Annotated in this window: 19 protein-coding genes; 1 reads left to right on the top strand and 18 read right to left on the bottom strand. The window is 24.9% G+C overall.

The window, feature by feature from the left end; all coding sequences use genetic code 11:
* Positions 1 to 14: 14 nt before the first annotated feature.
* From pta to prfA, 5 genes are all read right to left on the bottom strand, one after another.
* The gene (gene pta / locus BUCISPPA3004_RS00610; protein ID WP_154048819.1) at positions 15 to 1,016 is read right to left on the bottom strand and encodes a phosphate acetyltransferase; all 1,002 of its coding nucleotides are present in this window, start codon (positions 1,014 to 1,016) and stop codon (positions 15 to 17) included.
* Between the two features lie 149 nt (positions 1,017 to 1,165).
* The gene (locus tag BUCISPPA3004_RS00605) at positions 1,166 to 2,368 is read right to left on the bottom strand and encodes an acetate/propionate family kinase (RefSeq protein ID WP_154048818.1); all 1,203 of its coding nucleotides are present in this window, start codon (positions 2,366 to 2,368) and stop codon (positions 1,166 to 1,168) included.
* 79 nt (positions 2,369 to 2,447) lie between these two features.
* Positions 2,448 to 3,257: a tetratricopeptide repeat protein gene (locus BUCISPPA3004_RS00600; protein WP_154048817.1), complete on the bottom strand. Its 810-nt coding sequence runs from the start codon at positions 3,255 to 3,257 to the stop codon at positions 2,448 to 2,450.
* A 65-nt stretch (positions 3,258 to 3,322) separates the two neighbouring features.
* Positions 3,323 to 4,156 (bottom strand): peptide chain release factor N(5)-glutamine methyltransferase, encoded by an 834-nt coding sequence (prmC, locus tag BUCISPPA3004_RS00595; RefSeq protein ID WP_154048816.1) that lies wholly within the window; start codon positions 4,154 to 4,156, stop codon positions 3,323 to 3,325.
* 16 nt (positions 4,157 to 4,172) lie between these two features.
* On the bottom strand, positions 4,173 to 5,252 hold the full coding sequence (gene prfA, locus BUCISPPA3004_RS00590; protein ID WP_154048815.1) for a peptide chain release factor 1: 1,080 nt from the start codon (positions 5,250 to 5,252) through the stop codon (positions 4,173 to 4,175).
* Positions 5,253 to 5,474: 222 nt separating this feature from the next.
* On the opposite strand from prfA, the gene BUCISPPA3004_RS00585 reads away from it, so the two are divergent.
* Positions 5,475 to 6,422 (top strand): ribose-phosphate pyrophosphokinase, encoded by a 948-nt coding sequence (locus tag BUCISPPA3004_RS00585; protein WP_154048814.1) that lies wholly within the window; start codon positions 5,475 to 5,477, stop codon positions 6,420 to 6,422.
* Between the two features lie 293 nt (positions 6,423 to 6,715).
* Here BUCISPPA3004_RS00585 and BUCISPPA3004_RS00580 read toward each other — a convergent pair whose 3' ends face one another.
* The 13 genes from BUCISPPA3004_RS00580 to ndhC form a co-directional block, all read right to left on the bottom strand.
* On the bottom strand, positions 6,716 to 8,176 hold the full coding sequence (locus BUCISPPA3004_RS00580) for an NADH-quinone oxidoreductase subunit N (protein WP_154048813.1): 1,461 nt from the start codon (positions 8,174 to 8,176) through the stop codon (positions 6,716 to 6,718).
* Between the two features lie 50 nt (positions 8,177 to 8,226).
* The gene (locus BUCISPPA3004_RS00575; protein ID WP_154048812.1) at positions 8,227 to 9,693 is read right to left on the bottom strand and encodes a complex I subunit 4 family protein; all 1,467 of its coding nucleotides are present in this window, start codon (positions 9,691 to 9,693) and stop codon (positions 8,227 to 8,229) included.
* Positions 9,694 to 9,757: 64 nt separating this feature from the next.
* A complete protein-coding gene (locus BUCISPPA3004_RS00570) occupies positions 9,758 to 11,626 on the bottom strand; it encodes an NADH-quinone oxidoreductase subunit L (protein ID WP_154048811.1) in 1,869 nt (622 codons plus the stop codon).
* The gene (gene nuoK, locus BUCISPPA3004_RS00565) at positions 11,623 to 11,925 is read right to left on the bottom strand and encodes an NADH-quinone oxidoreductase subunit NuoK (protein WP_154049068.1); all 303 of its coding nucleotides are present in this window, start codon (positions 11,923 to 11,925) and stop codon (positions 11,623 to 11,625) included. The genes BUCISPPA3004_RS00570 and nuoK overlap by 4 nt, the downstream gene beginning before the upstream one ends.
* Positions 11,926 to 11,968: 43 nt before the next feature.
* Positions 11,969 to 12,451 (bottom strand): NADH-quinone oxidoreductase subunit J, encoded by a 483-nt coding sequence (locus tag BUCISPPA3004_RS00560; protein WP_154048810.1) that lies wholly within the window; start codon positions 12,449 to 12,451, stop codon positions 11,969 to 11,971.
* 9 nt (positions 12,452 to 12,460) lie between these two features.
* Positions 12,461 to 13,006 (bottom strand): NADH-quinone oxidoreductase subunit NuoI, encoded by a 546-nt coding sequence (gene nuoI, locus BUCISPPA3004_RS00555; protein ID WP_154048809.1) that lies wholly within the window; start codon positions 13,004 to 13,006, stop codon positions 12,461 to 12,463.
* Positions 13,007 to 13,025: 19 nt separating this feature from the next.
* Complete coding sequence (gene nuoH, locus BUCISPPA3004_RS00550) at positions 13,026 to 13,964, bottom strand: NADH-quinone oxidoreductase subunit NuoH (RefSeq protein WP_154048808.1); 939 nt, start codon at positions 13,962 to 13,964, stop codon at positions 13,026 to 13,028.
* Between the two features lie 32 nt (positions 13,965 to 13,996).
* Positions 13,997 to 16,732 carry an NADH-quinone oxidoreductase subunit NuoG gene (gene nuoG / locus BUCISPPA3004_RS00545; RefSeq protein WP_154048807.1) on the bottom strand — a complete coding sequence of 912 codons (2,736 nt, stop codon included), beginning with the start codon at positions 16,730 to 16,732 and terminating at the stop codon, positions 13,997 to 13,999.
* Positions 16,733 to 16,845: 113 nt separating this feature from the next.
* On the bottom strand, positions 16,846 to 18,171 hold the full coding sequence (gene nuoF, locus BUCISPPA3004_RS00540) for an NADH-quinone oxidoreductase subunit NuoF (RefSeq protein ID WP_154048806.1): 1,326 nt from the start codon (positions 18,169 to 18,171) through the stop codon (positions 16,846 to 16,848).
* Positions 18,168 to 18,659 (bottom strand): NADH-quinone oxidoreductase subunit NuoE, encoded by a 492-nt coding sequence (gene nuoE / locus BUCISPPA3004_RS00535; protein WP_154048805.1) that lies wholly within the window; start codon positions 18,657 to 18,659, stop codon positions 18,168 to 18,170. The genes nuoF and nuoE overlap by 4 nt, the downstream gene beginning before the upstream one ends.
* 14 nt (positions 18,660 to 18,673) lie before the next feature.
* On the bottom strand, positions 18,674 to 20,476 hold the full coding sequence (gene nuoC / locus BUCISPPA3004_RS00530) for an NADH-quinone oxidoreductase subunit C/D (protein WP_154048804.1): 1,803 nt from the start codon (positions 20,474 to 20,476) through the stop codon (positions 18,674 to 18,676).
* A 117-nt stretch (positions 20,477 to 20,593) separates the two neighbouring features.
* The gene (locus BUCISPPA3004_RS00525; protein ID WP_154048803.1) at positions 20,594 to 21,271 is read right to left on the bottom strand and encodes a NuoB/complex I 20 kDa subunit family protein; all 678 of its coding nucleotides are present in this window, start codon (positions 21,269 to 21,271) and stop codon (positions 20,594 to 20,596) included.
* Positions 21,272 to 21,398: 127 nt separating this feature from the next.
* Positions 21,399 to 21,713, bottom strand: a complete 315-nt coding sequence (ndhC, locus tag BUCISPPA3004_RS00520) for an NADH-quinone oxidoreductase subunit A (RefSeq protein ID WP_232036868.1) — start codon at positions 21,711 to 21,713, stop codon at positions 21,399 to 21,401.
* Between the last annotated feature and the right edge of the window lie 247 nt (positions 21,714 to 21,960).

The raw sequence follows: 21,960 nt of genomic DNA, 5'->3' as shown, positions 1-21,960 counted from the left end.
ATATAAATATACTTTTATGTTTTGACAATATCAAAAGACTGAATAACAGTCATAGCAGTAGTATATATAATATCCTGAACAGTTGCTCCTCGCGATAAATCATTTACTGGTTTTCGTAAACCTTGTAAAATTGGTCCAATTGATATAATTCCAGAAGATTGTTGAACAGCTTTATATGTAATATTTCCAGAATTTAAATCAGGAAATATTAAAACGGTAGCTTGACCTGCTACTGAAGAACTAGGAAATTTTTTCTGTGCTATTTCAGATGAAACAGCAGTGTCATATTGCATAGGTCCATCAATTAATAAATCTGGTTGAATGTTCTTTACTATACTGATTGCTTGTCTAATCCTATCTACAGATTTCCCTGATCCTGAAGTATCAGTAGAATATGATAACATTGCTATTTTTGGAAATATTCCAATAGATTGTGCTGTATTAGCAGATTGAATCGCTATTTTTGCTAATATATTTTCATCTGGATATTTATTAATAGCACAATCTCCATATACTAAAACTTTATTTGGAAAAAGCATCAAAAAAACTGATGATACAAATGAATTTTTATGATTATTTTGTATTAACTGAAATGTTGGTCGTACAATATCAGCCGTAGAATGTGTTATTCCTGCGACAACACCATCTACATCGTTATTATGTAACATCATTAATGATAATATTATATTGTTACATAATAAATTTGAAGCTTGTTCTATATTACATATATCTTTGTTTTTTCTTAATAGAAATAAATTTTGTACATAATCTTTCCGAATTTTATCAGGATCAATAATTGTAATATTTTTATTTAAAAAAAAATTGCTTTTTATAGCACAATCATTAATATAGTCATAATTTCCTAATAAAATACATTTTGAAATATTTAATTGACTGCACATAGAAGCTGCTTCAATAATTTTTATATCATTTCCTTCAGGAAAAACAATTTTTTTAACCTTAGAACTAGCTTTTTTTTGTAAAAATAATTTAAATTTCTCTATATAATTTTTCATAAATATATTAATCAACATAATAAATAAAATTAAAAAAATAATTTAGTAGTATTCTAAATAATCTATATAAAAAATACTATTTTAAATAACATATATATATTTTTTAAATTAATACATTATATGTAATGTCAAAAATACATATGTAATATCTATACAACTAAATTATACGTTTCTTGAGCAATAATTTGATTCTCGTTTGCTGGTATAACCAGTATAGGTATACTATTTGTAGAATTTATAAATATATTTTTTTTATAATTTCTTTCATTTTTCCTTACATCAATAAATAAACTTAATAAAGATAGTTTGTGTATAATTTTTTGACGAATAAAACTAGAATTTTCTCCAATACCTCCAGTAAAAATAATTGCATCCAGCCTTCCTTGCATTAAAGAAGAATATCCGCTAATATATTTAGAAACGCGATAGCAAAAAATATCAATAGATAATTTTGCTGATTTATGTGTAGAATATTTTTCTTCTAATTGTCTAAAATCACTAGTTATAGAACTAATTCCTAGCACTCCAGATTCTTTAGTTAGTATTTTTTGTACTTCGTTAATAGGAATATTTAATTCATTAACCATATAAAAAATTATGTATGGATCAATATCTCCACAACGAGTTCCCATAGCTACTCCTTCTAAAGGAGTCAAGCCCATGGAAGTATCTACTGACTGACCATCAACTATAGCTGTAATTGAAGATCCACTTCCTAAATGACAACTAATAATATTTAAACAATTTATAGGTTTTTTTAATACAAAAGAACTTTTTTTTAATACATAAAAATGATTAATTCCATGCGCACCATATCGACGAATAGAATAATTTTTGTAAAATTTATAAGGAATAGCGTATAAAAATGCTTTCTTTGGTATAGTATGATGAAAAGCAGTATCAAATACTACTACATTATTGTGTTGTAATGCTGACATCATCTTTAGAGCTACTTTAATAGCAACTACATGAAAAGGATTGTGTAAAGGAGCAAAAATAGATGATTGTTTAATTTTTAATAAAACATTAGGGTTAATAATCATAGATTTTTTTAAACAAGGTCCCCCATGTACCACTCGATGTCCAATGCCTACTATATCATCTAAATAATTTTTATATTTACATAATAATGTAGTAAAAATTAATTTAATTAATTTTTTATATGAATCCATTTTTTCAAATTCTTTACGTAATATCGTTTTTTTAATTAAATTTTTAATCATTAAAGATATTTTAGAATTTATAATATCTACTATTCCATCTAGATAAGTTATTTCTAGAATCGGATCAATAACTGAAAATTTGATAGAAGAACTGCCGCAATTTAATACTAAAATTAATTTTTTTTTCATGCCATATCTCTTTCTTTAATACATTTTTCTTTAAAAAATACAATGTACAATACATTTCAATGACACAATAAAATTATATCTAATGAAAAGTAATTTTTTTTTGTTCAATAGAATGAATTTGCATTTTTATTATATCACTAATCGGATCCTCGGGACATTTTTCAATAAAATATAATAAATCTGAAATAGCTATATGATAACAATTTAGTTGAGAAAAAATCAATCCTCTATCTCGAATTTCATATGGATCCTTAGGTTTTAATTTTAATAAAATATTACTTACATTTAGAGCTAATTCAATACTTTTTTCTTCTAGTAAAGCAACTTTTAAAATATCTAAAATTTTTTGAGTTACTACTAATGGCTGAGAATCTTGTAAATGATTATTTGTTAATTCTGCAGAAGGACTAATATTACCTTTTAACCATATTTTCAAAGTATGTTTATTTATTATTTCTCCATTAATAGGATCAATATAAAAAAAATTTTTTTCTGGATTTTTAAATTTTAAAATTAACTGTGTTGGAAAAATTACAGGAGTTATTAATATATTCAAATGACTAGCAAGATATATCAATATTATTCCTAAAGAAAAAGAACTACCTTGATTGGATAATATTACTTTATCTAACCATATCATATCAGATAATTTATATGCTGCAACAGAACTACCAAATTTCCAAATTTTATAAAATAAAAATAGTAATTTTTCTATCTTTTTTTTTTCTGTCAATTTATTAGAAACAAATAATATAGCTTCTTGAATTTTTTTTTTACAAACATTCATAGTTTCTTCTTCGGAAAAATCATCGCGAATATCTGCCATAATTTTAATCATAAGTTCACATAAAGACATTTGAGAAAAATCAATATCATACAAATCTATCATATATTATCCTAAATAATTATCACTAAAATTAAAATACACATATAAAATTTTTATAAAAACTACTACTATTTAAGTAAACAACCGAAGGTAACTCTATTACGATTAGAATAATCTTTTACAGAAGATATTTTTATAAAAAAATTATTTTTAAAAATTTTTTTGACTATATTAGTTTGTCTATAACAATGTTCGATATACAACCAACCCATAGAAGTAAGATGTCGATATGCATTAGTTATGATATGATGTATACATTCTATTCCATATTTTCCAGAAACTAAAGAATTGTACGGTTCAAATACCAAATTTTCTGTAGATTTACAAAAATCTTGTCTAGATAAATAAGGAGGATTACAAACAATTATATAAAACTTTCTAAGGGGAATACATGAAAACCAGTTACTATACATAAAAAAAACGTTCTTAATATTTAATTTTCGCGCGTTATATTTTGCTATAGATAAGGCGCTTAAGTTATTATCAATACCTATAATTTTACACAAAGGATATTCATAAGCTAAAGATAAAGCAATAGATCCACTACCTGTTCCTAAATCTAAAATAAATTCGTTTCTTAAGTGAGTATGTGACATAACTAATTCAATTAACAATTCTGTATCAGGTCTAGGAATTAATACTGCAGGAGACACGAATAAAGATAATGACCAAAATTCTTTTTTATTAATGATATACGCAATAGGTTCTCCTAATATTCTTCTATATAATAAACGGTTTAATATTAACAAATCATTGCAATTAATAATTGCACTATAATTTAAAAATAGTGTTTTTTTTGAATATTTTAATACATAACATATTAATATTTCTGAATCTAATTGAGGCGTTAAACTATTAATTAATTTTTTCTTAGAACTACATAACCACGTTTTAATATTCATTATAATATATACCAATTTAATTCTCTTCCATCATTAATAATAAATCTGCTTGATATTCTTGTAATAAAGGTTCTATTAATAAATCTAATTTACCTAATAAAATTTCACTCAAACGATATAATGTTAAATTAATACGATGATCAGTTACTCGATTTTGAGGAAAATTATATGTTCTATTTCTGTCCGATCTAGAGCCAGTACCTAATAAATTTTTTCTCATTAATGAATTTTCTAATGCTTTTTTTGCATTACTTTCGGAATAAATTTTAGCAGATAAAACTGACAATGCCTTTTCTTTATTTTTATGTTGAGAACGTTCATCTTGACATTCAACTACATTACCAGTTGGAATATGTGTAATACGAACCGCAGAATCTGTTGTGTTAACATGTTGCCCTCCTGCTCCTGAAGAACGAAATGTATCAATTTTTAAATCAGCAATATTTAATATAATTTCTTTTGATTTAGGAACTTCAGGCATAATTGCTACTGTGCATGTTGAAGTATGTATACGACCTTGTGATTCTGTTTGTGGAACTCTCTGCACTCTATGACCTCCAGATTCAAATTTTAAATATTTACAAGCACTATTTCCTATAACTTTTAAAATAATTACTTTATAACCACCTTGTTCTCCTGCATGCATGTTAATAATACTTACCTTCCAAGCTTTTAAATCAGCATATCTCATATACATTTTACATAATTCTCCAGAAAAAATAGCAGCTTCTGATCCTCCTGTAGCAGCTCTAATTTCAATAAAACAACTATTTTGATCAAATGGATCAGCAGGAATTAATAATTTTTTTATTTTTTTTTCAATTTCCTTTTTTTTTTTTAATAAAACATATAATTCCTCTTCTGCTAATTTACCAATAACAGAATCTTGTAATAATGCTTTATTACTTTTTATATCCGATTTTATATTTAACCATGACAAAAATGATTCACGTAATTCAAATAATTCTGCTCGTTCTTTTGATAAAATAGAAAATTTTTGTTTATCAAATACTGAGTAATTAGAAGATAACAAAGATTCTAATTCAGAATATCTTTTTATTACGTTTTTTAATTTTAAAATTATTGATTTTTTCATGATAATAAACCTATTTTATACGCCATAATAAAAATATAGAAATAATATAAAACATATGTATATATTATATTATAATATGACTAAAGATATATTGTAAGAACAATTCATTCAATAGAACAAATTATTTTTAAATTAATATTTAAAATGTTCTGTAATATACAATGTATATATGTACTGTACATATTAAAGAAAAATTCATTATATAATATGCTAGAGGATTACATGGAAAAAATTAAATTATTTTCTGGAAATTCAGTTCCATATTTAGCAAAAAAAATTGCTAATAATTTAAATACTACAATAGGAAAAGCTACAGTAAGTAAATTTAGTGATGGAGAAATAAGTATACAAATTCACGAAAATATTAGAGGATCTGATGTTTTTTTAATACAATCAACATGTTCACCTACAAATGATAATGTAATGGAATTAATTATCATGATAGATGCATTAAGACGAGCATCTGCTGGACGTATAACTGCCGTAATTCCATACTTTGGATATGCTCGACAAGACAGAAGAATTCGATCATCTAGAGTACCTATTACAGCTAAAGTAATTGCTGATTTTTTATCAAATGTCGGAGTAGATCGCATTCTTACTATTGATTTACATTCTGAACAAATTCAAGGATTTTTTGATATTCCAATAGATAATATTTTAAGCAGTATGTTGTTATTAAAAGAATTATCAAAAATTAATTTTTTAAATCCAGTATTTGTATCTCCAGATATTGGTGGAATTATTAGAACACGTACTATTGCAAAATTATTGAATGATTCTGACATGGCAATTATCGACAAACGTCGACCGAACGCAAATGTTTCTCAAGTAATGAATATCATTGGACAGATAAAAAATAGAGATTGCATCTTAATTGATGATATAATAGATACAGGTGTTACTTTATGTAAAGCTGCGCAAGCACTTAAAAAAAATGGCGCGCGTAATATTTATGCATACGCTACGCATCCTATTTTTTCGGGATTAGCTACTCAAAATATAATAGATTCATATATAGATAAAATTATAATATGTGATACTATTCCAATATCTAAAAAAATTAAAAATTTAAGAAAAACAAAAATAATAACAGTATCTGCAATACTAGCAGAAGCTATTCAGCGAATTAATAAAGAAGAATCAATTTCAGAAATGTTTATTCATTAAAAAATGATTTTTTAGTATTTTATAAAACGTACCTAACTATTAATATCAACATTTTTTTTAAAAATTTAAAGTAAATTACATTATTTATGATAATAAAATGTTGGAAAAATTCCAACATTATATTATTTTAGAAAACAAATTTATACATAAACTCTATTAATAAAATAAATCAATTTTATATAAGTATTTTTTTTGAAATAAAAATTTATCTGCATGGAAATATTTCATATGTTTTTCAATTTATTTAAAAAATTTTTAATAAAAAATAATAGAAAATTTTTCTATATATAATATTAAAATATTTTAAAAAATATCTGTGGAAACAATCCGAAAACTATTAAAGTTATTCCAATCAATATAATTAAAAATTTTTGAATTATAGTCATATTTATATGAACCAAAAAAACTTTTTTAGATACAAAAACAGGTTGGCAATATAAACTATGAATTATAGTTAAATAACTATATATCCCCATTATACTACTTAACATTATTAAAATAGTTGTTATAAAGAAACGTTTATATAATAAATGTTTTAAAACAAAAAATTTTCCCCAAAATCCTAGAGTTAAAGGAAATCCGGATAAAGATAAAAAAATTACTGTCATTACACTTCCTAAAAGAGGATTATGTAAAGATAATCCTGTTAAAGAAATATTTTTAATATTATTAATATCATTACTAACAATATTAAAATCTATAATACTTTTAATACTAAAGAAACCAATCAGTCCTAACAAATAACCAAAAATATATATACAAATATGTTTTATCATATATGTATATTCAGGATAAGGATAAGTCAACATTAACATTAACATTAAACCAAAATTAGAAATAGACAAATATCCAATTAATCTCTGTACTTGTTTTTGAAAAATAGATGCTATATTTCCTAATAGAATAGAAAAAATAGCTATACAATATAAAGCTAAATATAGTGACTGTATCTTTACTATATAAGGAATATAATAAAAAAGACGCAATAAACAAGACAGAATAGAAATCTTAGTGACAGTAGAAAAATACAGTAATGAACATGAATTAGTATATTGATATATATCAGGAGACCAAGTATGTAAAGGAAATAAAGATAATTTAAAAAAAATAGATAACATAATCATACTAATTCCATACAACATCATACTACTATACATAATAGAAGGATAATACATAAACATATATTTAAAAAAAGAAAAACATAATCTACCTGAAATTAAGTATATAAACGAACATCCTAATAATAATATTGTAGACGAAAAAATTGACAAAATTAAGTATACTAAAATAGAGAAAAAATTATTTTTATTTTTTGAAAAAAACATCAAAATACCAAGAATAGGAAAAAACAACAATTCTATTCCTACAAACAAAGTAGCAAAATGACATGAAATAGATACTAAAATACCTCCTAAAGAAGATAATAAAATAAATAAATAAAATTCTATCTTATAAAAATTTTTATTTAATAACCAAGGATATACAAAAATACAAGTATATAAACTTGATAACAATATCATAAAAATAAAAAAATACGAATATTTATCAATTTTAATTAATTCAGAAACATATTCTATCATAAATATTCTTGAATATAAAATGATCAACATACTACAAAAAATACTAATTACAGAAATTATACATCCTAAATATATACTTTTTCTATAAAAAGAAACATAAAATACTACTATAGTAGAAAAAATTAATAATAAAATTGGTATTATTGGAATAATGGTATCAAATAATTTAATCATAATTTTATTACCTAATTATTAATATAATGTGCACTATCAAAATCACTATACTATGAAATAAAATATACAAATTTTAAAAAAAGTGTAGGAAACAAACCTGTAAAGATCACCAAAAATGTATACAATATTAATATGATAAAATCAAAAATATTTAATTCATTTGGTACTATAAAGAATTTTTTAGAACCATAACATATATACTGCATCATCCTTAGCGAATAAACAGATGAAAAAAACAAACCAAAAATAAAAAAACAGCCTAAAAAAGGATTGAATGTAAAGATACTCAATAACATTAAAAATTCACCGCTAAAATTTCCTGTAAGAGGTATATTTAATACAGAAAAAGAAAAAAATAAAAAAAATGCAGGTATAAAATTCATACACGAACATATTCTTTGCATATTTAAAATATTTTGAGTCTTAATATGGGCAAATATTTTTCCAGTAATAATTAACAAGGCAGCCATTGAAATCACATAAGAAAACAAATATAAAATAACACCATTCTGTAAAAAAGCAGTATTACTATTTAAAGCTGCAAAAATAACTCCCATACTAGAAATAGAAGAATACGCTAGCAATCGCTTTATATTCGTTTGAGAAAAAGCCATAATAGCACCATAAAACATAGAAAACAAACCAACAACTACACAAAAAAAAGAAAAAACACAAGATGTATGTGGAAAAAAAACTAAATAAAATCGCAATAATCCATATATAGCTGGTTTCAATAAAATTCCTACTAAATCTACAGATCCTGAAGTAGAAATAAATTCCTGAGTATCAGGTAACCAACTATGAAAAGGAAAAAGTGGTATTTTTATAATCAAAGATAACAACAAACTACATACTAAAAAAAATTCAATGTAAAAAGACATATGTAATTTTTTTAAAATAAAATAATTAAACGTCCAAATACCATAATGACTGTGATATATGCAAACTATATTTAAAATAAACCATAAAAAACACATACCCGAAATTTGCGAATATATAAAAAATTTTCGAGCAGCTCGAATGACATCATGATGCTTAACTACTGAATCATTTCTAGAAATAATCAAAAAATACATGGGAATTAACATAATTTCCCAAAATATAAAAAACAAAAACATATCTACAGATAAAAAAACACCGAACATTCCTAACAAAATTAATAATAAGAAAAAATAACATACTCCTTTTTTTTCAAAAGTATTCCATTCACAGTATATAGAACATACACCCATCAGAGAAGTTAAAAAAACCATCAATAATGATAACTTATCTAAAGCTAAATAAATAGAAATTCCATATTGTTGAAACCAAGATCTATAAAATATAACCATAAATGTATTTGTAGAAAAATTTCCTTGAAATACATTGTAATTATAGTAACAAAACAAAGACGTTAATAAACAAATAAATGCAGAAGAAATAGCTACATAACGAGGAATTCGATTATCTATAAAACTTGTTACCAAAGTGAGCGCGGCGCCTAAAAGTGGCACTAATAAAAAAATCAAAAGTATCATAAAATGATATTACCTTTACTATAATTGATACAATAAACACATAAAAAATAAAAAAATATTTAAATTATATATAATTATTATTAATTATAAAAATCATAGATAGAACTATAGTTAAACAAAAAATATACCATCTAATATGGTAAATAATATTCATAAAAGGAATATTAAATACTCTTTTTTTTATTAAAAAAATATAATTAAAAAACAATTTTTCTACACATAGTAAGTCTACTTTATTTAAATAATTTGAAACATTGCAGTACGACTGTATAAATATATAAAAATAAAAAATATCAAAAAACCAATAATTAACAATTAATATATAGAAAGGATAAAATATCTTACATAAGTAATAATTTGTAAAATAAAAATTTTTTCGTATACAAAATATATACGATACTAATAAACCCAGTCCAGAAAAAATAAAAGATATAAACTCTATATAAAAAAAATTTAAACCCTCAATACATGATAAATTGTATGTCTTATTGAAAAAATGCGAAATTATATACCATGTTAAAGAAGTACATCCTATACTTAATAATAACAATGAAAAATTATGCAAAAAATTTTTTTTTAAATATTTAAATTTAGATTTTTCAATACCATGAAAAATAAAAAAAACCATTCTACATGAATAAACGGCAGTCAAAAATATTCCCATTAAACTACATAAAAATAAAAAATGATTTTTACGAAAAATTAAATGTAATAAAATACTACTCTTACTATAAGAGCTAGAAGTTATAAATGGTAACGATATTAATGATGAAATTCCTATCAAAAAAGTTATATATGTTAAAGGTAGTTTTTGATATAAACCACCCATTTTAATAATATTTTGCTCACCATTGATACATTTAATAATAGAGCCTGCAGACAAAAACAAAAGAGATTTAAAGAATGCGTGACAAATCAAGTGAATAAAAGCTCCATGTATATTATTAGATCCCAAAGCTATAAACATATAACCAATTTGACTCATAGTAGAATACGCTAAAATACGTTTGATATTATTTTCAAAAATAGCAGAAATACTAGACATTATAATAGTTAAACAACCAATTAAAGACAAAAAAAACATTATATGAGAATTACATATAAATAAAATATACACACGTATAATTAAATAAACACCCATAACAATCATAGTAGCTGCGTGAATTAAAGCAGAAGCTGGAGTAGGACCAACCATAGCTCCTATTAACCACGTATGCAGTGGTACTTGAGCAGACTTTCCTATTGCTGCAATAGTTAAAAAAAATGTGATTAAAAATAAATAATTTGTATGGTTATTCAAAAAAATAATTTCATCAATATAGTATTTTAATACTATGAAATCTAACGTTTTGAACTTTAAAAAAATCAAAAAAATAGAAATCAAAAAAAATATATCGCTGAAACGAGTCATTAAAAAAGATTTAATAGCAAAATATCGATTTTTTTTATGATGAGAATAAAAACCAATCAATAAATATGAACATACACTAACTAATTCCCAAGCACAAAACATAGTTACTAAGTTAGTAGTTAACGAAAATACCAACATAAATAAAATAAATAAATTCATATATATAAAATATTTTACATACATAGAAGAATTCTGCATATACCAGCAGGAAAAACTACACACACATAAACCAACAATTAATACAACAGCTAACATAGACAAAGAAAATACATCTATCAAAAGATTTAAATCAATATTATATTGATTTATTGTCATCCATCGTATTAAAGGAATAAAAAAAATTCTTGATTGATTAAATAAATTACAGTAACTATATACTATATATACCAAAAATAATAAAGATAAAAAAATTGAAACTAAACTAATTATCGAAACATAATTTTTTAAAAAAAATTTTTGTAGAAATATTAAAATCAAACAATTAATCAGAGGAAATAAGAGTACGTAATAAATTAAATTCATTTATTGATCTCACTTAACTTGAGTATATCTAATGTATTATATTTTTTGTATATTGTTAAATAACATGCTAATATAATGCTCACCTCAGCAGCTGCCGCAGTGATAATAAATATATACATAATTTGACCATCTATTTGGTTCCAATAATGTCCTGCTAACATTATTGCTAGCGATGTAGAATTAGTAAGTAATTCTAAACCAATTAATATAAATATTAAATTCTTGTTTTTTAATAAAGATATAATTCCAAGTACAAAAATTAATATAGAAACAATTATTCCGTGATGTAATAAAAACATAGTTTTATATATTTCCTTTACCATAAAAATATCACAAATTTAATTATTTTAAACACAAACATATCACTAACAGTGAAGCCAACAAAAATAAAGATACAAATTCTACTAAAAAAAAATATTTATTGAATAAACAAATACCTATATTTTTCATAAATACTGTATTAAAAGATAAAATCTTATTTTTTTCTTTAATAATTTGAACCCATAAAATAAAAAAAATTATCATAGTACATAAAAAAGATAAAATTTCATAAAAATACATTGACCAATTTAATTTTATATATATATTTTGAATATGATCTTTTATCATCATTATTACAAAAACAAATAATACCATTATAGCTCCAGCATACATCACCACTGACAAAGATCCTATAAAATTAGCCCCCAAAGTAAAAAAAATACCTGCAATAGAACATATTAAAAGAATTAAATATAATAATGAATAAATCGGATGAATGCTAATCATAATCAAAAAAGAAAAAAAAACAGACAAAAAACTTAAAAAATAAAATACTAAAGACATAAAAAATTCCTACGGTAATAAAGAAGTTATATCTACACAATTTGATATTTTTTTTGAATCAACATTATGTGATTTTTTTTCATTCATAACACCTGAAACAGAATAAAAATTATATTTAGAAAATTTTCCAGTACCTGAAATTAATAAATCTTTTTTTTCATAAATTAATTTTTTTCGTTGAAAATCACTTAATTCTATATCGGGAATCAATTGAATAGCTGTTGTAGGACATGCTTCTTCACATAACCCACAAAAAATACAACGTGATAAATTAATTCGAAAAAATTTAGAATACCATCGACCATCTATATTTTCTGATTTTTTTAAAGAAATACAATTAACAGGACAAACTGCAGAACATAAATTACATGCAACACATCGTTCTGAACCATCTGGATTACGAGTTAAAACAATACGACCACGATATCGTAAAGATAAATTTAATGGTTGTTCTGGATATAATCGTGTTTCACGCAATGAAAAAATATTCTTAAAAACTAAAAACATGCTACGAATATGGCTAAAAAAACTAAAAAAAATATTTTTTACATTCATAAATATGACAACCTTATAATTATAATAAAATTTTAAAAGATGTGTATATTAAGTTGAGCAAAGAAAGAGGAAAACAAATTTTCCATGCAAATATCATAACACGATCATATCGTGGTCTTGGCAAAGATGCTCTCAGTAAAATAAACAAAAAAATAAAAAACAAAAATTTCAATAAAAACCAAATTATTGGAGAAAAAAAAGGCCCTAGCCAACCACCAAAAAATAAACATACCAATAAAGCAGATGCAGTCATAATAGAAATATATTCCCCAATAAAAAACATTCCAAATTTCATTCCTGAATATTCAATATGATATCCATCAGCTAATTCTTGTTCAGATTCCGGTTGATCAAAAGGATGCCTGTGACAAACAGCAACACAAGCTATAAAAAACATAATAAAACCAAAAAATTGAGGAATGATATTCCATATTCTTTTTTGTGAATATACAATATCAACTAAATTAAAAGATCCACATTGCATAACTGTTCCTAAAGAAGATATACCTAGAAATATTTCATAACTCAACATTTGTGCCACAGACCTAATAGCTCCTAATAAAGCATATTTATTATTACTAGACCATCCAGCTAATAAAACACCATATACCGATAATGATGACATCATAAAAAAAAATAATAAACCAATATCCAAATTAATAATCATACACTCCGAAGTAATAGGAATACTCGATAACACACATAAAAAAGACATAAAAGAAATAACAGGAGCAACAACAAATAATATTTTGTCACTAAAAGGAGGAACCCAGTCTTCTTTAAACAATAATTTAATACCATCAGCACATATTTGCATACATCCTCCCCAACCAACTCGATTAGGACCGTATCGATTTTGCAATAAACCCAACACTTTTCTTTCAATTAAACTTAAAAAACTAGCGCCAAAAACACTAAATAAAAGAAAGCTAATAACAAAAAAAATTTTATTTTTCATAATATCCTGTCTAATTTAAAAAAAATATTTTATTAATTATATTTTATTAAATTTATAGCAAATTTTTTAAAAAAAATAGTTGGTAATTTTTTATATCCTAATGGTAAACCTATATGAAATAAGCTAATTTTTTTAGATAACTGTACAGGAAATTTAAAAACAAGATCATTGACTTGAAATTGTAATATATCGCCGTTATCAACTTGTATTCTATCAGCATCTTTGTGACAAAGAAGAACATAAGTAAAGTTTGTTTTCATTATTTTTAAAAAATAATTATGACTCATTTCTTCACTACCTAGTAATTTATAATATGGAATAATTTTAAAACGTAATGGATTTACTTGTTCTAATTTAGAATATTTTTTAATAAAAAAATTTAAAAAAAAATTTTTTTTATATTTTTTAAACAATAATACACCATCGTATGAATAATTAGATTGACTATTTAACTCTACAGATGATTTATATAATGATTGATTAGAATTCCAATTCGGAGACCATGCAAAAGGAATGTGAGAAAAATTATTTTCTGTTTTTTGAATTCCTTCCATAGAAAAAGAAAACATACTATCTACATCCTCTGGAGATTTTAGTTCATGTATATTTTTATCAACTGTAATAGAAGATCGACCACTAAACCGTATAGGTGATCTCGCAATTTTTTGACCATGCAACCTGAATGAGGAAGGTAAAGAAGAATGCGATAATCTTTTAAAAATAGTATTCCATGTAGCACATAATCGTATCATTTTATCAATTGTAAATAAATTTATTGAAGAGAATGAACAGATATTGTTTTGAATAGCATATATCCATCTCCAGCTGTCTAATTTACATATTTTATTATTATAAAAATTAGGATCGTGTGTACGAAAAAATCGTTGTACACGAGCTTCATAATTAACAATATTTCCTGAACTTTCAAAAAAATTAGTACATGGAAGAAAAATATTAGATTTTTTCACCATCTTAGTACGCTGATGATCAATAACAATAATTGTATTAATTTTTTTTAAAAAATTATTAATATATTTTGATTCATATAATCGATATAAATTATTTTCCAAAACAATTAAAACATCAATTTTTTCTATATAAACTTGATTTAATATTTTTTGTAAAGAAATGCTTGGAATTAAAGATACTCCAATACTATTAGCCGATGGAGGAAATAAAGCTAAACCAACCGATAAACTTTTTTTTTGTAATGCTTGAGCAATATTAAATGATATTTTAATAAAATCTACATTATTGTACGAAGCGCCTGAAATAATCAATGGTTTTTTTGAATTACATAATGCTTTAGCAATTGTACTAGCCTTTATATTTATATTTTCATTATTAATATCTACAGAATTTATATCAGTATTAATATACTGTAATATCAACGCACTAAATTGTAACTGTTTTTGTACAGAACCATAATAACAAATATCACTAATGTCATCTAATTTCGTTTCACTACCGTTAATAATAAACAATGAATTCTTCTGACGTTGAGCAATATTTTTTATGGCATTAATATGCCATATTGGAATTTTATAATTTTTCGCAATAGAAGAATATACACCTTGAATTGCTTGTCTTACTGACAATGCCGCTAAAGATGCAGTTTGTGTGATATCTTCACTTATTATTAAAATTGTATCATATGTTTCAATTTCTGAAATAGAAGGAATATGTATGTTACCTTTCTTAACAATATCTGTAATTAAGCTAACACATTGATCTAATTCAGGTAACATACCATTAGAAAAATTTTCATATCCCACTAAATTAAATAAAGCCATATTACTTTCAATACTAGCTCTTGCAGAACCAATACCCAAAATTCGATTTGGTTTTTTTTTAAAAATATTATTGATTAATTGAATTACAGTAGAATAATTTAAAAATTTAGTATTACCATTTTTAATTCTGTAAGGTTTCGTGACAGCATTAAAATTTACATAATTACAACCAAATCTACCTAAATCACACAAAAAATATTTATTAATATGTATATTATATCGATTATCAATACGACATAATTTACCTAAACGTTCTCCTACACTAGTATTACATCCAATACTACAATTATGACATATACTAGGAGAATATTGTAAATCCCATTTACGATGAAAATTATAAATATTACTTTTATCTGTAAAGACACCCGTTGGACATACATCAATCAAGTTTCCAGAATATTCACTTTCTAACATACCCTCTATAAAACGACCAAAATAAATTTTATTATTTGCACCGTATACTCCAAAATCCTTACCACCAGAATAATCTTTGTAATAGCGAACACATCGATAGCATGTAATACATCTATTCATAGAATGAGATACAAAAGGTCCTAAATACTGATTCTTAAAAATACGTTTTTTAAATTTATAACGTCGAATATGATGTTGATTTAATACGGTCATATCTTGTAAATGACAGTTACCTCCTTCTGCACAAACTGGACAATCATGGGGATGATTCAACATCATAAATTCAGTAATACTTTTTTGAAATTTTTTTACATCAGGATGTATAGTTGATATTCTCATACCATCTTTAACTTCTAACATACATGCCATAACAATAGATCCTGTTTGATCATTATCGTTATTGTATATTTTTATAGCACATTGTCGACAAGAACCAATACTACCTAAAGCAGGGTGCCAACAAAAAAAGGGAAGATTAATACCTACTGATAAACATGTTTGTAGCATATTGTCCAATGATTTAACAAAAAAAACTTTTTCGTCAATATAAATTTTAATCATTATAAACACTCACTTTAAAATATTATCTATAATATTATATACAATAATTGAATTTTAAATAAAATTAATAAAATACCACATATACACGAATATATAGTTAATTTTATATTTTATTAAATTAACGATATAATATTTATATTTTTTTCTTTTGTAGTAATCTTATTTTTTTTAATACCTTGTTCAAATTCATTACGAAACAACTTTATTGCACTTTTAAGTGGTGAAATTGCTCCGGGAGCATGAGCACAAAAGGTTTTTCCTGGTTCCAAATATCCGCATAATTCCTCTAAAAGAGGAATATCTTCTTTATGTCCTTTTTTTTTATCTAAATTTTGTAATATTTTAACTATCCAAGGCAATCCTTCTCTGCATGGTGTACAAAATCCACATGATTCTCTAGAAAAAAATGTTTCAATATTCTTTAACAAAGATACGATATTTATTTTATGATCTATTGCCATAGAAATACCCGTTCCCAATCGACTACCAATTTTTTGTAAACTAGTAAAATCCATATTTATATCAATATCTTGAGAAGATAGAAGGCTAGTTCCTGCTCCACCTGGTTGCCATGCTTTTAACATTAAATTTTCTTGCATACCACCTGCATACTTTTCTAAAACTTCTCTAGCTGAAATACCAAGAGGCAACTCCCACAAACCAGGTTTTTTTACCCTTCCTGAAAAACCAAGCATTTTAGTACCAGGATCCATACCTTGAGATAAATTTGAATACCAATCTGGTCCATGTAAAATAATTGCTGGAATATTAGATAATGTTTCAACATTATTTATACATGTAGGTTTACCCCAAAGACCATGAACAGAAGGAAAAGGTGGCTTATATCTAGGATTAGCTCTCTTACCTTCTAATGAATTAATTAAAGCAGTCTCTTCTCCGCAAATATAACGTCCAGCTCCTGTATGTAAAAATAAATCAAACGTAAATTCGCTACTTAAAATATTGTTCCCTAAAAATCCCATCTCATATGCTTCTAAAATTGCTTGATTTAAAATTTTCTCTGATAAATAATAATCGCCTCGTAAAAAAATATACCCACAAGTAGCTTGCAAGGCAAAAGCACTTATGATAATTCCCTCTATTAATTGATGCGGAAAATATTCTATTAAAAATCTGTCTTTATAAGTTCCAGGTTCCATTTCATCAGCATTACAAATTAAATATCTATTTTCCCCAATTAAACTTTTTGGCATTAAACTCCATTTATTACCAGTAGGAAAACCAGCGCCTCCTCTCCCTTGTAATCCAGATTTTTTAACTAACATAGTTATTTGTTCAGAACTAAAATTTTTTAAAGATATTTTTAAAGATTTGTATCCCTCGGTACTACAATATTCAGCCATATAGATAGTTTTAAATGGTTCTTTTAAACGCCACGTTAACGGATGAGTTTCCGGTATTTTTAATATATGTTTCATTTATATTTATCCAATAAATCCAATACTACTTTAGAAGTAAGATTAGTATATAAATTTTCATTTATCAACATAACAGGGCCTTTATCACAGGCTCCTAAACAACAAGTAGGTAATACCGTAAATTGATAATCACTAGTAGTTTCTCCTGGTTGAATACCCAAACTACGTATTAATTGATTTTCAATATTGCTATAACCGTTAATAAAACAAACTACACTATCACAGTATCTAATTACATTACGACCTACTGGTTTTCGAAAAATATGGCAATAAAAAGTTGCTACGCCTTCTACATCACATACTGGAATAGATAAAATTTTAGCAATATCTACAATTGCATCTATACATATCCATTTTCTATATTTCTGAACAATTTTTAAAGCCTCAATACATACTGCTTGTGAATCCATATAACATTTTTTCTTTGATAAAATCTCAGAAATTTCAACTTTACTTAAATAAAACACATTTTTTTTCCTGTTTTTCATATATTAAACATATTTTAACGATCTACATCAGACATAACAAAATCAATGCTTCCAAGATAAACAATTAAATCAGATATTAAATGTCCACGTATAACTGATGGAATTTGCTGTAAGTGAGCAAAGCTAGGAGTACGAATACGAGTTCGATAACTTGTTGAACTACCATCACTAATTATGTAATAACTATTAATTCCTTTAGTTGCTTCAACCATCTGAAAACTTTCATTAACAGGTAATACAGGTCCCCAAGACATTTGCAAAAAATGTGTGATCATACTTTCAATATGAAATAAAGATTTATTTTTAATAGGCGGAGTAGTAAGTGGATGTTCAGATTTATACGAACCATGTGGCATGTTAGATAAACATTGATGTAATATTTTTAAACTTTGTCGAATTTCTTCCACTTTCAGTAATACTCGTGTATAAGCATCACTAATTTTATTTCCTACAGGGACTTCAAAATCAAAATTTTGATAACCGGAATAAGGTCTTTTTTTTCTAACATCAAAGTCAACGCCTGTCGCTCTTAAACCAGAACCCGTTATTCCCCATAATAAAGCCTCTTTTTTTCCATACGATGCTACACCACTAGATCGAGAAATTAAAATGCTATTTTTCAAAGCTACTTTGATATAAAAATTTAATCTTTTCGGCATCCATTCTAAAAATTCTTTTAATAAATAATGCCAATTAGTTGGCAAATCTTTAGCTACTCCCCCAATACGAAACCAAGCAGGATGCATGCGAGCACCTGTTATAGATTCAATTATATCATAAATTTTTTGACGATCAGTAAAAGCTAAAAAAACAGAACTCATACTACCTACATCTTGAATAAATGTAGAAATAAATAGTAAATGACTATTAATTCTAAATAATTCAGACAATAAAATTCTAATTACTTGAACACGATCTGATACTTTAATACCTGCTAATTTTTCTATAGCTAAGATATATGGCATTTCATTAATACATCCACCTAAATATTCTATGCGGTCAGTGTACGGGATATAACTATGCCAGGATTGTCTTTCAGCAATTTTTTCGGCACCACGATGGTGATAACCAATGTCCGGAACACAATTTACTATTTTTTCTCCACTTAATTGAAGTATAATACGAAAAGCACCATGCGATGAAGGATGATTTGGCCCAAAATTCAAAAACATATATTCTGAACCATCTAGTTTATTAGATTGTAATCCCCATGATTCAGGACGAAAAAGTAACGCATCCATTGCTACATCTTCTTTTTGTTTCGTGAAAAAAAAACTATCTAATTCTGTTGCATGTGATGGATAATCTTTTCGTAGTGGATGTCCAACCCAGTTCTGAGGCATTAAAATACGAGTAAGAAAAGGATGCCCTGAGAATTCTATGCCAAACATTTCCCATGTTTCACGTTCATACCAATTTGCATTTAAAAAAATAGAAGTAATAGAAGGTAATCGCAATTTTTTTTTTAATACAGCTACTTTTAAAACAATATCACAATTATCATCAATTGATAAAAAATGATAAAAAACTGTAAAATCAGAATTAGGCATATTATCGACATTATTTCTTAAACGTTCATCAATACCGTGTAAATCAAATAACATGTTATATGAACAAATAGTATTTTTTTTTAAAAAATTAATAACCTGAATTAAAATTGAACTATTCACCCACACAACTGGACACGGAAAACATGTATGTTGCATGAAAAAATTTTTATCTCCAAACATGCTAATTAATGAAATAAGGACAGGATTTGTATCACAGATCTGTTTATTTTTGACATTCAAAAAAAAAATTTTTTTGAAAATAGACATCAGACATAATTTAATCTCTATAAAAACATTTAATTTTTGTATAGTATGTTTATAAAATCACATACATATATATTTAGCTCAATAAATAATTAATAATGTACATAATTTTGGAATCTACTATACAACATCTTCGCATTTAATATTAGTAACTGCAATTCTATTTTTGTTTTTTCTTTCTTTTTCAGATACCATTTTAGGCTTATAAATTCCTTGATCGCCAATCATCCATGATAAAGGACGACGTTCTTTAGAAATAGATTTTTGTAGCAAAGTTAATGCGTGCATATATGCTTCTGGTCTAGGAGGACATCCAGGTATATAAATATCTACCGGAAGAAATTTATCAACACCTTGTACTACAGAATATACATCATACATTCCTCCAGAATTTGCACATGATCCCATAGAAATTACCCATTTAGGTTCTAACATCTGATCATACAATCGTTGTATTACAGGAGCCATTTTAATAAACGGCGTTCCTGCAATTACCATAAAATCAGCCTGTCTTGGTGATGTACGTAATACCTCTGCACCAAATCGAGAAACATCGTGAATAGAAGTAAATGAAGTAACCATTTCCACATAACAACATGACAAACCAAAGTTATATGGCCATAAAGAATTTTTTCGACCCCAGTTTACAATATTATGAAAAAAATTAGAAATTTTTCCAAAAAAAACATTATTCTTTATTTGTTGTATCATTGGATCAAATACAGTATTTACTGTATTCAATGGATATTTTTTAGATGCATCATTAGTTGTATTAACACGCGTTAAAGTATATTTCATATATTGAAATCCTTTATAATTATTAAAAATATTATATTTAATTAATATTTTTATGTTAAAAAATTATTTATATTTATATAACATATTATTTTTATAATTTTAGTGTATCTATAAAAATGTATATACTTTATTTTGAAACTATCCATTCAAATATATTATTTGTTACTAAATAAAACAAAGCTATAAACAAAGTATTAATAAAAAAACAAATCTTCAATAAACCAATCCACCCTAACTCTCGTACACAAATCGACCAAGTATATAAATATAATATTTCTGCATCAAATAAAACAAACAAAATAGCAAGCAAAGAAAACTTAATAGGTACCCTTAATCGAGCACTACCAACTGAAATAATACCTGATTCAAATGGATGTGGAATTTTATAAAAATACGATCTACCTCCTAATATATATCCAAATAATAACATTGATATACACATCAAAAGTCCAAATACTATAAAATATATAAAACTTACATATTGATCATTAATATTCATAAATATTTACAAACTCAAAAATTTCAATTAATAATAATTACCTATCTATAAATATAGAACACATACATTATTTTATATTCTATATTTAATATTTAGGAGTTAATAAAACAATTGTATCATTTTATAAATAAAAAAAGTTATAATTTTATAATATTAAATTTAATTAAAAAACACTTAATCAGATAATTAT

The sequence above is a fragment of the Buchnera aphidicola (Cinara splendens) genome (assembly GCF_900698975.1).
Classification (GTDB): domain Bacteria; phylum Pseudomonadota; class Gammaproteobacteria; order Enterobacterales; family Enterobacteriaceae; genus Buchnera_F; species Buchnera_F aphidicola_AI.
The sequence above is the reverse complement of the archived record's forward strand: the minus strand, read 5'-3'. Positions and strand labels throughout refer to the sequence as shown.

Bases quoted from the DNA above. Each gene is read 5' to 3' on its own strand.
- pta (WP_154048819.1), bottom strand. From the start codon at position 1,016: ATGAAAAATTATATAGAGAAATTTAAATTATTTTTACAAAAAAAAGCT.
- BUCISPPA3004_RS00605 (WP_154048818.1), bottom strand. From the start codon at position 2,368: ATGAAAAAAAAATTAATTTTAGTATTAAATTGCGGCAGTTCTTCTATC.
- BUCISPPA3004_RS00600 (WP_154048817.1), bottom strand. From the start codon at position 3,257: ATGATAGATTTGTATGATATTGATTTTTCTCAAATGTCTTTATGTGAA.
- prmC (WP_154048816.1), bottom strand. From the start codon at position 4,156: ATGAATATTAAAACGTGGTTATGTAGTTCTAAGAAAAAATTAATTAAT.
- prfA (WP_154048815.1), bottom strand. From the start codon at position 5,252: ATGAAAAAATCAATAATTTTAAAATTAAAAAACGTAATAAAAAGATAT.
- BUCISPPA3004_RS00585 (WP_154048814.1), top strand. From the start codon at position 5,475: ATGGAAAAAATTAAATTATTTTCTGGAAATTCAGTTCCATATTTAGCA.
- BUCISPPA3004_RS00580 (WP_154048813.1), bottom strand. From the start codon at position 8,176: ATGATTAAATTATTTGATACCATTATTCCAATAATACCAATTTTATTA.
- BUCISPPA3004_RS00575 (WP_154048812.1), bottom strand. From the start codon at position 9,693: ATGATACTTTTGATTTTTTTATTAGTGCCACTTTTAGGCGCCGCGCTC.
- BUCISPPA3004_RS00570 (WP_154048811.1), bottom strand. From the start codon at position 11,626: ATGAATTTAATTTATTACGTACTCTTATTTCCTCTGATTAATTGTTTG.
- nuoK (WP_154049068.1), bottom strand. From the start codon at position 11,925: ATGTTTTTATTACATCACGGAATAATTGTTTCTATATTAATTTTTGTA.
- BUCISPPA3004_RS00560 (WP_154048810.1), bottom strand. From the start codon at position 12,451: ATGTCTTTAGTATTTTATTTTTTAAGTTTTTTGTCTGTTTTTTTTTCT.
- nuoI (WP_154048809.1), bottom strand. From the start codon at position 13,006: ATGAATGTAAAAAATATTTTTTTTAGTTTTTTTAGCCATATTCGTAGC.
- nuoH (WP_154048808.1), bottom strand. From the start codon at position 13,964: ATGAAAAATAAAATTTTTTTTGTTATTAGCTTTCTTTTATTTAGTGTT.
- nuoG (WP_154048807.1), bottom strand. From the start codon at position 16,732: ATGATTAAAATTTATATTGACGAAAAAGTTTTTTTTGTTAAATCATTG.
- nuoF (WP_154048806.1), bottom strand. From the start codon at position 18,171: ATGAAACATATATTAAAAATACCGGAAACTCATCCGTTAACGTGGCGT.
- nuoE (WP_154048805.1), bottom strand. From the start codon at position 18,659: ATGAAAAACAGGAAAAAAAATGTGTTTTATTTAAGTAAAGTTGAAATT.
- nuoC (WP_154048804.1), bottom strand. From the start codon at position 20,476: ATGTCTATTTTCAAAAAAATTTTTTTTTTGAATGTCAAAAATAAACAG.
- BUCISPPA3004_RS00525 (WP_154048803.1), bottom strand. From the start codon at position 21,271: ATGAAATATACTTTAACGCGTGTTAATACAACTAATGATGCATCTAAA.
- ndhC (WP_232036868.1), bottom strand. From the start codon at position 21,713: ATGTGTATATCAATGTTATTATTTGGATATATATTAGGAGGTAGATCG.